The organism is Flavobacterium zepuense (assembly GCF_007097145.1).
Lineage (GTDB): Bacteria > Bacteroidota > Bacteroidia > Flavobacteriales > Flavobacteriaceae > Flavobacterium > Flavobacterium zepuense.
Genome location: NZ_VJVZ01000002.1, coordinates 414,993 through 429,770, shown reverse-complemented (window position 1 = coordinate 429,770; position 14,778 = coordinate 414,993). Strand labels below are relative to the sequence as shown.

At 41.3% G+C, this 14,778-nt stretch carries 12 protein-coding genes; 9 read left to right on the top strand and 3 right to left on the bottom strand.

What is annotated here, in order from left to right; all coding sequences use genetic code 11:
* Nucleotides 1–8 precede the first annotated feature (8 nt).
* From FMM05_RS04745 to FMM05_RS04735, 3 genes are read right to left on the bottom strand one after another with little or no spacing between them, the layout of a single operon-like run.
* Entirely contained in the window at nt 9–3,113 is a 3,105-nt protein-coding gene (locus tag FMM05_RS04745; RefSeq protein WP_185965502.1) for a SusC/RagA family TonB-linked outer membrane protein, read from the bottom strand.
* Between the two features lie 41 nt (nt 3,114–3,154).
* Complete coding sequence (gene xylA, locus FMM05_RS04740) at nt 3,155–4,477, bottom strand: xylose isomerase (RefSeq protein ID WP_221932246.1); 1,323 nt, start codon at nt 4,475–4,477, stop codon at nt 3,155–3,157.
* Nucleotides 4,449–5,975: a xylulokinase gene (locus tag FMM05_RS04735; RefSeq protein WP_143372187.1), complete on the bottom strand. Its 1,527-nt coding sequence runs from the start codon at nt 5,973–5,975 to the stop codon at nt 4,449–4,451. Before FMM05_RS04735 ends, xylA begins: the two co-directional genes overlap by 29 nt.
* A 224-nt stretch (nt 5,976–6,199) precedes the next feature.
* Here FMM05_RS04735 and FMM05_RS04730 point away from each other — a divergent pair, with 224 nt between their 5' ends.
* From FMM05_RS04730 to FMM05_RS04690, 9 genes are all read left to right on the top strand, one after another.
* The gene (locus FMM05_RS04730; RefSeq protein ID WP_143372186.1) at nt 6,200–6,919 is read left to right on the top strand and encodes an NUDIX hydrolase; all 720 of its coding nucleotides are present in this window, start codon (nt 6,200–6,202) and stop codon (nt 6,917–6,919) included.
* 190 nt (nt 6,920–7,109) lie between these two features.
* A complete protein-coding gene (locus FMM05_RS04725; RefSeq protein ID WP_143372185.1) occupies nt 7,110–7,877 on the top strand; it encodes an SDR family oxidoreductase in 768 nt (255 codons plus the stop codon).
* Between the two features lie 136 nt (nt 7,878–8,013).
* Complete coding sequence (locus FMM05_RS04720; RefSeq protein WP_143372184.1) at nt 8,014–8,598, top strand: Crp/Fnr family transcriptional regulator; 585 nt, start codon at nt 8,014–8,016, stop codon at nt 8,596–8,598.
* A 151-nt stretch (nt 8,599–8,749) separates the two neighbouring features.
* Nucleotides 8,750–9,151 (top strand): hypothetical protein, encoded by a 402-nt coding sequence (locus FMM05_RS04715; protein ID WP_143372183.1) that lies wholly within the window; start codon nt 8,750–8,752, stop codon nt 9,149–9,151.
* A 109-nt stretch (nt 9,152–9,260) separates the two neighbouring features.
* Entirely contained in the window at nt 9,261–10,916 is a 1,656-nt protein-coding gene (locus FMM05_RS04710; protein ID WP_143372182.1) for a peptidase domain-containing ABC transporter, read from the top strand.
* A 3-nt stretch (nt 10,917–10,919) separates the two neighbouring features.
* The gene (locus FMM05_RS04705) at nt 10,920–12,272 is read left to right on the top strand and encodes an HlyD family secretion protein (RefSeq protein WP_143372181.1); all 1,353 of its coding nucleotides are present in this window, start codon (nt 10,920–10,922) and stop codon (nt 12,270–12,272) included.
* Nucleotide 12,273: 1 nt separating this feature from the next.
* On the top strand, nt 12,274–13,680 hold the full coding sequence (locus FMM05_RS04700) for a TolC family protein (RefSeq protein WP_143372180.1): 1,407 nt from the start codon (nt 12,274–12,276) through the stop codon (nt 13,678–13,680).
* Between the two features lie 48 nt (nt 13,681–13,728).
* Complete coding sequence (locus FMM05_RS04695) at nt 13,729–14,292, top strand: Crp/Fnr family transcriptional regulator (RefSeq protein WP_143372179.1); 564 nt, start codon at nt 13,729–13,731, stop codon at nt 14,290–14,292.
* Nucleotides 14,293–14,381: 89 nt separating this feature from the next.
* The gene (locus FMM05_RS04690; protein ID WP_143372178.1) at nt 14,382–14,771 is read left to right on the top strand and encodes a RidA family protein; all 390 of its coding nucleotides are present in this window, start codon (nt 14,382–14,384) and stop codon (nt 14,769–14,771) included.
* Nucleotides 14,772–14,778: the final 7 nt, after the last annotated feature.

The window sequence follows — 14,778 nt, the reverse complement described above, 5'->3', positions numbered from 1 at the left end:
AGCAAATTTTAAAAGTTAGCGCTTAATCCTATCATAAATGTCCTTGGCTGCGGGTAAGAGCCCACATCTATACCACGTGCCCAAGACTGGTTCGCGTTTCCAAAGCCTACTTCCGGGTCAAGGCCAGGATATTTAGTAAAGGTAAACAGGTTGTTTGCCGATGCGTATAGCCTGAATTGTGAGAAGGTTTTACCAATAACATCGGTTAGTTTTGCAAAGTCGCATCCTACGGTTACGGTTTTAATCCTAAAGAAGTCGCCATCCCTCATGTAAAGGTCGCTAAACTTAGTCCAGTTACCATTAGCATCGGTACCATAGGTTACACGCGGCATGGTGTTAGAGCTGCCTTCGGTAGTCCAGCGGCTAAATACATCTGTAGTATAGTTGTAAAACGGCCTTGAGTAATCACGTGGGCTGTAAGCTATCTGGTTACCTGCTACGCCGTAAGTATATACAGAGAAATCAAAAGCTTTGTAGTTAAGCTGTAAGCTTAAACCATAATAAACATCCGGGTTAGGGTCGCCTATTTCAGTTTTATCGTCGGCAGTAATAGTACCATCGCCGTTGCGGTCTACAAATCGTACATCGCCCGGTTGTGCGTTAGGCTGTACTAAAGTACCGTTTTGGTTATACGCATCTATTTCGGCCTGGTTTTGGAAGATACCGTTGGTTTGAAGGCCATAAAAGTAACCAATTGGCTTGCCCTCTTCTACACGGTTTATTTCATCTATACCCTGGAATAAAAGGTTGCTTTCGCCATAAATAATGCCGTTTTGGTTGTCAACTCTTGTAACCTCGTTTTTATTTTTACTAAGGTTAGCGTTAACGGTTAGTTTCCAGTCTTCGTTAAGGTTAGCCGTGTAAGAAGCGCCAATTTCAAAACCTTTGTTCTCTATGTTACCACCGTTTATATAAGGTGCCTGTGCACCTGCAATGTAAGGTACACTTGCCTGTACTAACCAGTCTTTGGTTTTTTTGTTATACCAGTCAAAAGTCAGGTTAAAGTTGTTAAACAACACCAAGTCTACACCTAAGTCAAGCTGTTCTGATGTTTCCCATTTAAGGTCTGGCGTGTTTAATGCATCCGGGCTTGCTCCCGGATCAAGCGGAAGCTCGTTGTTGCCTGTACCAAAATGGTAGCTTTTATCAAATGTAGAGATGGTAGACATGTAAGCAAACCTCCTGTTAAACTGGTCGTTACCATTTTGTCCCCAGCTACCGCGAAGTTTTACGCTTTTCACTACGTTGTTTTCTTTCCAAAAAGCTTCCTGGTCAATATTCCAACCTGCAGAGAATGAAGGGAACACAGCCCACTTTTCGCTGCCAAATTCTGATGAACCGTCACGGCGAACCGTTGCAGTAAACAGGTATTTGTTATCGTAATCATATAATACCCTACCGAAATATGACGCTATATTATAGTCGTAACGATCGCCGGTTACCCTGTTTTGTGTAGGGTCTAAAACGTTGTTAAGGTAAGCGTGTGCAAAGTCGTTAAACTGTAGGTCGCGGCCCAGTGCACTGGTTACTTTTGTTATACGCTCACGGGCAGATATACCACCAAGCAGGTCTAAGTTATGCTTACCAAAGCTTTTTTTGTACTGTACTGTGTTATCCCAAATCCAAGAGAAATTGTTGTTGGCACTTTGAGTAACGCTTGATAAATCGCTATACGATACCGTTGACAGGCTGTATATTGGGGTAAATGCCCTGTACTCATCGGTATAAGAATCTATACCAAACGATGTGCGAAGTGTAAGCCCTTCAACAGGCACTACTTCTGCAAATACATTTGCTACAAAACGGTTAGAGTAAGTTTCTTTGAAGTTAGTGTAGTACAATAGGCCAAGTGGATTAGTTAAGTCAGCGCTTAGGTCAGATGATCCGTAAGACCCGTCAGCGTTATATACATTATAATTTGGCGGTGCATTTAAAAACCCTCTTAAAGAGTTGTTATAGATGCCCTGATCTGCAATACCTTTACTTTTTACGCGTGAATATGAAAAGTTCTCACCAATTTTAAAGTGGTCTTTAACAACATTCATTGTACTGTTAGTCGTAAAAGTAACCCTGTCATATTGCGACTGGCCTGTTTGGCTGCCAATAAGGCCTTCCTGTCCAAAATATGAAAGGCCGGTATTGTAAGTTGCCTTATCGTTACCGCCGCTAATAAGCAGGGAGTGGTTTTGTTTTACAGCGCCATCGTTAAACATCTGGTCCTGCCAGTTGGTGTTTGGCGAGTTGTTAATCTGGTCCTGAGTGTAAAGTGGCGATAAGCCGCTGTTTACACGCGCCTCATTTAAAATAGTAGCATACTCGCGTGCATTTAGCAAATCAAGCCTTTTTGCGCTTTCCTGAAAACCGGTATAGCTATTAAAAGATACTGTTGTTTTACCTTCGGCACCTTTTTTAGTAGTTACAAGTATAACACCGTTTGCTGCACGTGCACCATAAATAGCTGCCGCAGATGCATCTTTTAGCACATCTATGCGCTCTATGATAGATGGGTCAAGGTAACCAATACCGTTATCTACAACAACACCATCTACCACATAAAGTGGGGTGGCGTTACCTACAGTACCTGCACCACGAATGTTAACCACCATACCTGCACCCGGCTGGCCGGAGGTTTGTGTAATACTAACACCCGATGACTGGCCCTGTATAGCGCTTGTAGCATCGATACTGTTTGTTTGCTGAAGGTCCCTGCCGCTAACTACGGTAGTAGCTGCGGTAGTAACTTTACGCTTTTGTGTACCGTAACCTACAACCACAATTTCTTCAAGCTCTGAAGATTCTGATTTAAGGGTTACATTAATAGTTGTTTTTCCTGCTGATGGAATTTCCTGTGTAGCAAAGCCAATAGAGCTTACCACAAGTATGGCATTGGGGGCCACACTTATCTGGAAATTACCATCTAAATCTGTACTTACACCGTTTGTGGTGCCTTTTTCTACAACGTTAACGCCGGGCAGGCCAAGTCCGTCTTCAGAAGAAGTTATAATACCGGAAATGGTTGTTTGCTGCGCAAAGGCACTAAAAGAGGCCAATGAGAAGAAAAATGACAAGCAAAGCGTAAGCAATCCCGGAGGGATACAAAATTTACTTTTCATAAAAATTAGAGAGTTTGGTTATGTATTTGTTAGGGTTCGTCCTAATAAGCGTTAGCAATTATCTGTTCAAATAATTCCTGCCTGCCGCTTATAGGTTTAGGTTCTCCGTTTGCACGGGCAATTTCGTTCAGGTTTTGTAAAGTAAGTTCTCCTTTTTCAAACCTTGCTCCGTTGCCGCCGTCAAATGATGCATAGCGCTCTTTGCGCAACTGCAAATAATTAGTGTTTTTTATAATATGTTCTGCACTTATAAGTCCGCGTGCAAAAACATCCATGCCGCTAATGTGGGCAATAAATTTATCTTCAACATCTGTAGAGTTCCTTCGCACTTTGGCATCAAAGTTTACACCACCACCCTGCAAGCCGCCGCTTTGCAGTAAAACAAGCATTGCCTGTGTGGTTTCGTAAACATCTATAGGAAACTGGTCGGTATCCCAGCCGTTTTGGTAATCGCCACGGTTAGCATCAAGGCTGCCCAGCATACCTGCATTAGCAGCAAGCTGCATTTCGTGCTCAAAAGTGTGGCCGGCAAGTGTAGCGTGGTTAACCTCAAGGTTTAATTTAAAATCGTTTTGAAGCCCATATTTGTTTAGGAAACCTATACAGGTAGCAGCATCAAAATCATACTGGTGTTTCATTGGCTCCATTGGCTTAGGCTCTATAAGGAAGTTGCCTTTAAAACCCTGGCTGCGGGCATAATCCCTGCAAATGGTAAGAAATTGGGCAAGGTGGTCCTGCTCACGCTGAACATCGGTATTTAAAAGGCTCATGTAACCTTCGCGACCACCCCAAAATACGTAGTTCTCTCCGCCTAAAGCTATGGTAGCATCTATAGCTATTTTAGCCTGTGCGCCTGCATAAGCAACTACATCAAAGTTAGGGTTTGTAGATGCGCCATTCATATATCTTGGATTACTAAACAGGTTGCTTGTGCCCCAAAGTAATTTTATACCCGTTTCTTCCTGTTTTTGCTTTGCGTAGGCCACTACAGCTTTAACGCGCTGTTCAAACTCTTCCAAGGTTGGCGCTTCATCAACTAAATCTACATCATGAAAACAGTAGTACGGGATGCCAAGTTTTTGCATGAATTCAAAACCGGCATCCATTTTATCTTTAGCACGGGCAACGGCATCTTCATTGCTGTCCCATGCATGCTTTTCAGTACCGGGGCCAAAAGGGTCGTTACCGGTGTTTACAAGCGTGTGCCAGTAGGCCATTGCAAACTTAAAATGTTCTTTAAGAGTTTTACCTGCTACAATTCGGCTTTCGTCATACCATTTAAAAGCAAGTGGGTTATTGCTTTCGCGGCCTTCAAACTTAATAGTGTCAACGTTTTTAAAGTAAGCCTGTTTCATTGTATTCATGTTCTTTATTTATGATATTAATATTTTCTTTCCATTGCTGATAAATGTCGCCGTATTGTGCCGACAGATCTTTGTTTGGCTCTATTCTTTCCTGGCATTGCAGGTTATCAAAAGCTTCATTTATCGAATTATAAAAACCGTAGCCAAATGCGGCCCCGCGTGCCGCGCCATCAGCGCCTGATGTGTTGTAAAGCTCTACCGTGGTTTGGGTAACGCTGGCAAAAATCTGGCGGAAAAGCGGGCTTAGAAAAAGGTTGGCCTTACCGGCGCGAACCACATTGCCCGATGCGCCAATATCTTTCATGATATCAAAGCCGTAGTTCATGGCAAATACAATACCCTCGCAGGCAGCACGTACCAGTTCCGGTGTTTGGTGTATGTTGAAGTTAAGGTTCTGGATGCCTGAGAAAACCGGCTCGTTGTTAAAGATCCTTTCTACACCATTACCAAAAGGGTAAAAGCGCAGGCCTTTAGCGCCAGGTGTGGTCTTAGCAGCCTCATTATTTAATTTTTCGTAAGAAATAAGGTTGCCGGTGTCATTACCCAAAGAGGTAACCATGCGCAGCCATTTGTACAAGATACCCGAACCGTTTATGCACAACAAAACACCATTGCGTTTTTCGGTTTCGGTATTATTAACATGTAAAAAAGTATTTACACGGTTTGTTTTATCATATGCATCTTTATCTGTAACGGCATATATAACCGCCGATGTTCCTGCTGTGGTAGCAATTTCCCCTGGTTTAAGTACGTTTAAAGAAAGGGCATTGTTGGGCTGGTCGCCTGCGCGATACGTTATTTTAGTATCGGTGTTTAAGCCTAACGTTGTGGCAACATCGCTGTTTATTACGCTTTGGCTGCCGAAAGAAGGTACAACTTCCGGTATGATAGAAGCCGGGATATCCATAGCTTCAAGTACCTCGATTGCCAAACGATTTTCGCTAAAATTCCACAAAGCAGCTTCAGATAAGCCTGAGGTGCTGGTTTGCGCAACACCCGATAATTTTGCGGCAATAAAGTCGCCGGGAAGCATCATGTATTTTGCCTTTGCAAAAACATCAGGCTCGTTATCTTTTACCCATTTTATCTTAGAGGCCGTAAAGTTGCCCGGGCTTCCTAATATCATACCCTGGCTTTTATCTTGCCCAATGGCATTATAAGCAGCATTGCCAATTGCGGCAGCACGGCTATCGCACCAAATTATTGATTGTCGCACTGGGTTTAGCTGTTCATCCGTTAAAACAAGGCCATGCATTTGGTAAGCAATACCTATCGCGGCTATTTTTTTAAGGTCGGTTTTTTTTCCAAGGCTAATAATGCCTTGTTGCACATAATTCCACCATTGCTCCGGGTCTTGTTCTGCCCAGCCAAATTGCGGGGCAAATATGTCCATCTCAAACTCAGGCACACTCACTGCAGCAAACGTTGTACCGGCTTCAGCATCCAGTACCGATAGCTTTATAGATGAGCTCCCAAGGTCGATTCCTAAAAAATACATAGGCTAATTTTTAATTTGCAGGAAAATTTTTAACAATTCACTACAACGTTATACATAATGGTGTTTATGACTACAAGTGTATGACATATTTTTGATATCTCAAAAAATTCTATAAAATTTTTTGAGATATGTATTTATAACCCACTATTTTGCGATTATTAATTTGTAAATTGTATTTGCACAGAATTAGACTTTTCCTTATATTCGTGGGGTTTAATAGCGATATGTTAAAAAAATTTATAGACAAAGAATCGGGCAGGACAATAGAGCGAACAGTAATGAACGCCATTACAATTGACTGCGTTATTTTTGGATTTGATAAGGATAGCCTTGAAGTGCTGCTTGTACAACACGGCGAGGGTATCCGTAAAGGTGAATGGGGCCTTCCCGGTGGCTGGATCAAGGCAACAGAAAGTATAGATGCTGCGGCACACAGGCTCCTGGCAGAACTTACCGGCCTTGATAAAATTTACCTTGAGCAGCTTAAAGCCTTTGGCGACCCGGATCGTTTCCCGTTAGGGCGGGTTATTACAATCGGGTATTTTGCCATGATTAAAAAAGAAGATTTTAATGTTAAGGCGGGTTTTACGGCATCTGATGCCAAGTGGTATAAGATTAACGAAATCCCTCCGCTGATTTATGACCACACCGAGATTTTTCAATACAGCCTTGCTAATTTAAGAAACCGCGTTAGGCAGGCTCCCGTAGGTTTTAATTTATTGCCCGAAAAGTTTACACTTTTTGAGTTGATGAAACTGTATGAGGAAATTTTAGGTATTAAAATGGATAAATCTAACTTTAGGCGAAAAATACTGCACATGAAACTGCTTAGGCCATTAGATGAAAAACAAAAAGATGTAACCCACAGGGCCGCGCAGCTTTATGTTTTTGATGAAGCCATTTATGAAAAGCTTACCAAAAAAGGCTTTAATTTTGAGTTTTAAGATATTATAAACCTTACTTTAAATATTACAAAATGCTCCGTTTAGCGGGGCATTTTTGTTTCATATAGTTATAAATGTAATCCATTGTAATAATAATTAGCGTGATAATTATCACGTTAATTATGTAACAAATGTCCTCGCAGGCAACGGCCTTACTTCCTGAAATTTGCATGATAAAATTTATACTATCATGAAATTAAAAAATAAAGTAGCCGTAGTTACGGGAGGTAACAGCGGTATAGGATTTGGCATTGCAGAAGCTTTTGAAAGCGAAGGCGCCATCGGGGCAATTGTAGGTAGAAATCAGGAAACCTTAAGCCAATCGGTTGCGGCACTGGGCGAAAATTTCATCGGCATTAAAGCCGATGTAACTATAATGGATGACCTTGATCGCGTGTTTAAAGATACCCATGAAAAGTTTGGTAAAATAGACACCGTTGTTGTTAACGCAGGTGGTGTGGTAGATGGTGTAGATATGGGGTCGGTGGCCACATTAAGCGAATTTGGTTACGACCAGAATATGAACCTTAACCTTAAAAGCGTATACTTTACGGTGCAAAGGGCATTGCCTTTTATGAATGATGGCGGCTCTATAGTACTTATAGGCTCTATAGCCGGGCACAGGGCTTTCCCGGGGCAATCGCTTTACGCGGGTGCCAAGGCAGCCATAATATCATTTGCCCGGGGGTTTTCGCTCGATCTTTTGGATAGGAAAATAAGGGTAAATGTGCTTTCTCCGGGAACTATAGATACTCCTGTTTTTGACAAATTCCTGCCGGAAGAACAAGTAGAAACTGTTAAGAATTTGTGGGTAGACCTTATCCCTGCCGGAAGAATAGGGCAACCGTCGGATATTGGTAAAGCGGCTGTATTTCTGGCTTCAGGCGAATCTTCTTTCGTAGTGGGCACCGAGATCATTTCAGATGGTGGTGTACTAAACATTACTAACCTGAAATAATAAATAGCATTAATTGTTTTAGAAGCCTAATTAGTAATGAGGCTTCTTTTGTTGTTCTATGCTTCAGGTTATAAAATATTTCAACTATACATTCAGCTAAATTATTTTATATAGCTTTGTTGAAAAGCTAAGGGCTATGTTTGAGATTTTTGCTGAATATTTAAAAGAAAAAGGTTCCCTTACTGATTATGAGTTGGATCAGGTGCGCGCTAAAGCCATAACAAGAAAGCTCCGTAAAAGGCAGTATTTAGTACAGCAGGGCGAAGTTTCCCGCTATAACTCTTTTATATGTAAAGGCTGTTTGCGCTGGTATAATGTTGGAGACGACGGTACTGAGCATATATTGAGGTTTGCGATAGAGAACTGGTGGATAGCCGATTATGAAAGTTATAACTCCGGCAATCCCTCTAAAGGAAACATTGATGCTTTAGAGGATAGTGAGGTCATAATGATTGAAAAAAATGATTTGGATGCCCTTTTAAAAGCGATACCTAACCTACAGGCGTTGTTTGACAGGCTTACCGCGAGGAGTTATGATGCAAGTCAAAAACGTATACTCAGCATAATCAGCGGCACGGCAGAAGAACGCTACGAAAATTTCATCAAAACCTATCCAGATGTTTTTAATCGCGTTCCGCTGCGCATGGTGGCATCCTTCCTGGGCCTTACCCGCGAAACACTAAGCAGGGTAAGAAGTGCTTATACCAAAACGGAAAAATAGTAATTGTTCTATTTCACAATAACTTGCCCTCAACATTAGAAATTTTAATTTACTGCATTAAAAATACTAATTTGCATATATTTAATGCAGTAAATTTATGTTTTTAACTAATAGTGGTTATATTTGGCGCAATTGTTGATTATAGTGCTTTATGATGGAAGGATTAAAAAATAGCGTATTCAGTAAAGTGCTCCAGGTACTGCTAATTGGCTATTTTTTAATCAGTAGCCTTAACCTGTCTAACAATCTTAACAGGGTTGCCACTACCAACGATGACATACACAAAAAAGACTGTATAGTTTGGAGTATGGTTAAAAAGATGCTAAAATGCAATACGGCTGCCGAAGAATTTGAGGATTCTGACAATGAGGCAGGTTGCGGCAACAGCAATAAGATAAAACTTGCTGTAGATTATATTATACCCGGATGTAGCGGCTTTATGCTTAGTTATACCATAAAGATTTCCGGTAAAAAACTATATTCTACCGAAACTAACTCGGCCGGTATCCTGCATAACAGAATCCACGTTCCCCCTCCCGAAATTACTTTGTAAGTACCCCACGTAAACCGGCTTCAGGATATCCTTGTGGCTGTTACACTATTTATGCCTCCATAAATACGTGTATGCTATTTTTTTATTATCACCGTACTTATAATGATTTATGACTCCATTTAAACGACTTTATAATTTACTCAAACTTGATAAACGGGATGTTTACCAAATAATATTTTACGCAGCGTTTGCGGGGCTGGTAAACCTTTCTTTACCGCTTGGCGTGCAGGCCATTATTAATTTTATACAAAGCGGGCAGGTAAGTGTATCGTGGATAGTACTTGTAATTGTGGTAACCCTTGGGGTAGGCTTTGCAGGTATACTTACGGTTATGCAACTGCGGATACTCGAAAACCTGCAACAGCGCATCTTTGTACGCTCCTCTTTTGAGTTTGCCTACCGTATGCCCCTCATAAAGTTTAAAGAACTTTACGAAAAATACGCCCCTGAACAGGCCAACCGTTTTTTTGATACCCTAATGGTACAAAAAGGGGCAGCTAAGTTGCTGCTGGATTTTTCAACTGCATTTTTGCAGGTGGGCTTTGGTATTATACTGCTGGCTTTTTACCACTCTTTCTTTTTGGTTATTGGGCTGCTGCTCATTGGGGTTTTGTACATCATTTTTAAATTTTCGTATAAAGAAGGGTTAGAGACCAGTCTAAAAGAGTCTACCTATAAATATAAGGCAGCGGCCTGGCTGCAGGAAATTGCCCGCAACAGGGAGAGCTTTAGCAAAAAAAGGCAGTTTGATTATGCCCTTGGCAGGAATGACGGCTACGTGAGCGATTATGTAAATTATCGCGAAAAGCACTTTAACGTAATGAAAAAGCAGTACATACAGCTTGTTATCTTTAAAGTTGTAATTACGGCAGCGCTTTTATCTGTTGGCGGGTTTTTAGTAATAAACAACCAGATGAATATCGGGCAGTTTATAGCATCAGAAATTATAATTGTACTTTTAATCAACTCTGTAGAAAAAATAATATTTGGCCTCGAATCTTTTTATGATGTGTTAACATCGGTAGAAAAGATTGGTCAGGTTACCGATATGCAAATAGCTGCAATCCCCACTTCTTTAGATAAAGACGCAACCGGTGTAAATATAGAAATCGAGGGTATTAATTACAATTATCCTTTTTCTGAAAAAAAATCGCTTAAAAACATCTGCCTTAAAATTTCGCAGGGCGAAAAAATAGTGGTTACCGGTAAAAACGGTGCGGGTAAAAGCACGCTATTAAAGCTTCTTGCTGGTGTTGTAGAGCCCGATCATGGTGCAGTTTATGTTACTGATAATTACATGAACCGCCTAAACGAAGAGACTTTTAGGGCAAAAACGGGCACATTACTGCATGGCGAAGCCCTTTTTGATGGTACCGTTAGGGATAATATACTTTACGGCAACGACAACATAGCTAATGCCGACCTTAAATGGGCTTTGGATGCAGTGTGCCTTACACCGTATATTAAAACATTTCCTAATGGCTTAGAAACCCATATACACCCCGGTGGCAGGCAGCTTTCAGCGTCAGATGTGCAAAAAATATTACTGGCACGCAGCATAGTGCACAGGCCGGAGGTACTAATATTAGAAGAGCCCACGGGTAAGATGGATGAGGTTACATCGGATAAAATTATTGATTTCCTGCTGGCAGATGAAAATAAATGGACACTTATTGTGGCTTCTAAAAACAGCGCCTGGAAAAATAAAAGCCGCCGTATGATAACCGTGAACGATGGCGAAATTACTAATGATATAACGCTTTAATGTATGCTTAATATATCTAAAAATAATGAGGTACTGCTTACCCCCGGTAAGTATGCCAGTATAACAAGTGTAGCCCGCAGGCCCCATTATAAAACACTAAACAAAATAATTATAGGTTTCCTGATATTTTTAATTGCCTGCCTTTTCCTGCCGTGGACGCAGAATATATCGGGCGATGGTGCTGTTACAACCCTAAAGCCCGACCATAGGCCGCAAACCGTACACAATGCTATTGCCGGACGTATAGAAAAATGGTACGTTCAGGAAGGCGATTACGTTAAAAAGGGTGACACCATACTGTTTATATCAGAAATTAAGGAGGATTATTTAGATCCTAACCTGGTAGCCAACACCCAGCAACAGGTTGATGCTAAAAAAATGGCTGTAGAATCGTATGGTGATAAGGTTAACTCACTCGAAAACCAGTCACAGTCACTTGGTACAGAGCGTCAGTTAAAGCTGCAACAGGCGCGAAATAAGATAAAGCAGGCGCACCTAAAAATTAAGAGTGACAGTATGGATCTTGAAGCCGTTAAAACGCAGCTTCGCATTGCGCAAACCCAGTTTAACAGGTCTACCGCACTTAATAAAGAAGGCCTTAAGCCTATGACTGATGTAGAGCAAAAAAGGCTAAAGCTACAAGAGGCAGAGGCCTATATTATTACTCAGGAAAATAAGCTGTTGAGCAGCCAGAACGAGCTTATAAATGCCAGGGTTGAAATTAACCGTATTACTGCAGAGTATGCTGAGAAAATATCTAAATCGCAAAGCGATAAATTTACGGCGCTTAGCACACAGTATGATACCGAGGCGCAGGTTAATAAGCTGCAAAACCAGTATGTAAACTATAGCATGAGAAACGGCCTCTATTACATAACCGCACCGCAAAGCGGCTATGTAAACCGCGCGCTGATAGCCGGTTTAGGCGAAACTATAAAAGAAGGCAGCGCTATTGTAAGCATTATGCCTGCCGGGTATGATATTGCTGTAGAAACTTACGTTAATCCAATAGACCTTCCGTTGGTACACCGCGGCGCTAAGGTGCGCGTTTGGTTTGATGGCTGGCCCAGGATAGTGTTTTCCGGTTGGCCGGAGCTCTCTTATGGTACTTATGGCGGCCGCGTGGTGGCTATAGAAAATTTTATTAGCCCTAATGGAAAATACAGGATTTTGATATCGCCCGACAGTGATGCCGAAAAATGGCCTAAAGAGTTGAGTATAGGTGCAGGTGCGCAAAGTATCGCGCTACTGGAAACTGTACCGGTATGGTACGAAATATGGCGAAACCTTAATGGCTTTCCGCCTAACTATTACAAGCCCAATGTAGATGATGTAAAAAGTAAGGAGAAGAAATAATATGTTGCAATTTATAAGAATACATTTCCTGCTTATTTTGCTTTGTATACCAAGTGTGTATGCGCAGGAAATTACAGAATTTAATGAGGAGGAGCTAAGTTACAATGAGTTTTTAGGGTATGTAAAAAAATATCATCCGTTGGTTAGGCAGGCCAACCTGGAAGTTACTAATGCCCAGGCGGCGCTTATGGCGGCCCGTGGTGGTTTTGACCCTAAAATCGAGGTAGATTACGATAAAAAAAGGTTTAACGATACCGAGTATTATTCTCTTTTAAACAGCAGTTTTAAGATACCTACGTGGTATGGTATAGAAATTAAAGCAGGGTTTAATGATACTAATGGGCAATACTACAACCCAATGGACCGCACGCCGGATTCGGGGCTTACCTCGTTAGGAATAAGTGTACCGTTAGGGCAGGGACTGTTTATAAACCAGCGCATGGCCGATGTTAGGGAAGGTAAACTACAGTTGCAACTTAGCGATGCGCAGCGTAAATTACGCGCTATAGAGGTGCTGTACAGCGCCAGCGAAGCGTACTTTGACTGGAAGCAAACGTATACCGAAGCAGAGCTTTATAAAAGCTATTTGGGCTTTGCGAGTACACGTTTTGAGGGTGTAAAGCAGCTAATAGAACTGGGCGACTCACCGGCTATAGATAGTGTAGAGGCAGGTATAACCGTGCGCAACAGGCAGCTAAACCTTGCCAATGCAAACCTTAAGCTGGTTAAAGCCAGGCTTAAACTTGCTAATTATTTATGGATACAAGATGTGCCGGTGGAGTTAGGCGAGAAAGTTAGGCCAGAGCAAAACCTGTTGCAAACACTACCCGAAACGCTGCGCACTAATGAGATGACCGTAGATGTAAACCAGCTGGATACACACCCCAAAATACAGTCGCTTGAAACAAAATTAGATATTTTAGAGGTTAATAGGCAGCTTAAAGCCAACATGTTATTGCCTAAGGCTAATGTGGGGTACAATTACATATCTGAACCGGAGCGTTTTGATAGTTTTAGGGCTGAAGATTATAAGTTTAATGTAAACTTTAGCTTTCCTGTTTTTTTACGCAAGGAGCGTGGTAATTTAAAACTTGCAAAGTTAAAAATTCAGGATGCGGAGTATGATTTGAGTCAGCAAAGGCTGGAGCTTCAAAATAAAATTTTAGCGCAGCAAACCGAGATTGAGTCGTTGCGCAGCCAAAAAGGTATAATCGATGCTTTGGTTAATGATTATACCACGATGCTAAATTCTGAAGAAAAGCTATTTTCGTTTGGGGAAAGTTCTATATTCCTGATAAACTCGCGCGAAAACAACCTGGTAAATGCCCGGCTATCTCAAATAAGTATAGAGAACCAATATTTTAGTTCGAATGCGCAATTGTTCAGGATATTAGCTAACCCTGATTAAGTATATTATAAACATCTAACTTTGCTATAGAATTCATATTTTTAATGCATGGATGAGGTATTAAGGCAACATATAGAGAAGTTATTACCACTTACCGATGAGGAGTTTGCATTTGTGCTTTCTCATTTTACTGTTGAAAGCTACAAAAAGCATGACTTTCTTATTGAGAAGGGGAAAAGTGTAAGGCATAATTATTTTGTAATATCGGGGCTTTTAAAACTCGTGCATAATGACGAACTTGGCAAAGAGCACATAGTTTCTTTCGCTATGGAAGACTGGTGGGAGAGTGATTACTTTGCTTTTTATAATGGGGGTAAGGCTTCGATGTCGTTACAATGCCTTGAAGATACACAGGTGTTTTGCATTACGTTAGAGGCGTATAATAATTTGTGTGCCGGCCTGCCTAAGATAGAACACTTTTTACTTATAAAAGGAACAGGTGGTCATATCGCAGCCCAACAGCGCATATTATCATTCCTTACCTCTAATGCTAAGGAGCGCTATGACCAATTTGTTAGAAAGTACCCGTTGCTTTTTCAGCGGGTGTCTAAAACACTCATTGCATCCTATTTGGGTGTTTCTCGCGAAACACTAAGCAGGTTATCTTCATGATTTTCCCAAACCATGCGATTGTGATGTTTCTCACGTAAAAACGGTTTTGATCTTTAGAACTTTGTATAACAATTTTAAAGATCATTATAATGGAAAAGAGAGAAATAAATCCGTGGGAATGGCAGTTTGACCGCAGTTATGTTCAGGCTGTTGAAGTTAAAAATGTAGAAAGTACGCTATACGTTTCGGGCCAGGCGGCAATTTATCCTGACGGCACATCCAGCAATGAGGATATGAAATCGCAAATTACCCTGGCGCTGAATAATCTGGAACAGGTTATTACCGAAGCCGGTTATGAAGCGAAGAATATTGCCCGTCTTACTATTTATACAACTGCCCCTGCAGAGGTTTGGGAGCACTTTAGTATTTTTGCGGACTGGGTAGCTAAAAATGGTGTTAAAGCTGCTGTTAGCATGATGGAGGTAGTAAGCCTTTATGAAACCTTAAAGGTAGAATTTGAGGCTACGGCTGTAAAATAATTAGGTT

Bases quoted from the DNA above. Each gene is read 5' to 3' on its own strand.
- FMM05_RS04745 (WP_185965502.1), bottom strand. From the start codon at position 3,113: ATGAAAAGTAAATTTTGTATCCCTCCGGGATTGCTTACGCTTTGCTTG.
- xylA (WP_221932246.1), bottom strand. From the start codon at position 4,477: ATGAATACAATGAAACAGGCTTACTTTAAAAACGTTGACACTATTAAG.
- FMM05_RS04735 (WP_143372187.1), bottom strand. From the start codon at position 5,975: ATGTATTTTTTAGGAATCGACCTTGGGAGCTCATCTATAAAGCTATCG.
- FMM05_RS04730 (WP_143372186.1), top strand. From the start codon at position 6,200: ATGTTAAAAAAATTTATAGACAAAGAATCGGGCAGGACAATAGAGCGA.
- FMM05_RS04725 (WP_143372185.1), top strand. From the start codon at position 7,110: ATGAAATTAAAAAATAAAGTAGCCGTAGTTACGGGAGGTAACAGCGGT.
- FMM05_RS04720 (WP_143372184.1), top strand. From the start codon at position 8,014: ATGTTTGAGATTTTTGCTGAATATTTAAAAGAAAAAGGTTCCCTTACT.
- FMM05_RS04715 (WP_143372183.1), top strand. From the start codon at position 8,750: ATGATGGAAGGATTAAAAAATAGCGTATTCAGTAAAGTGCTCCAGGTA.
- FMM05_RS04710 (WP_143372182.1), top strand. From the start codon at position 9,261: ATGACTCCATTTAAACGACTTTATAATTTACTCAAACTTGATAAACGG.
- FMM05_RS04705 (WP_143372181.1), top strand. From the start codon at position 10,920: ATGCTTAATATATCTAAAAATAATGAGGTACTGCTTACCCCCGGTAAG.
- FMM05_RS04700 (WP_143372180.1), top strand. From the start codon at position 12,274: ATGTTGCAATTTATAAGAATACATTTCCTGCTTATTTTGCTTTGTATA.
- FMM05_RS04695 (WP_143372179.1), top strand. From the start codon at position 13,729: ATGGATGAGGTATTAAGGCAACATATAGAGAAGTTATTACCACTTACC.
- FMM05_RS04690 (WP_143372178.1), top strand. From the start codon at position 14,382: ATGGAAAAGAGAGAAATAAATCCGTGGGAATGGCAGTTTGACCGCAGT.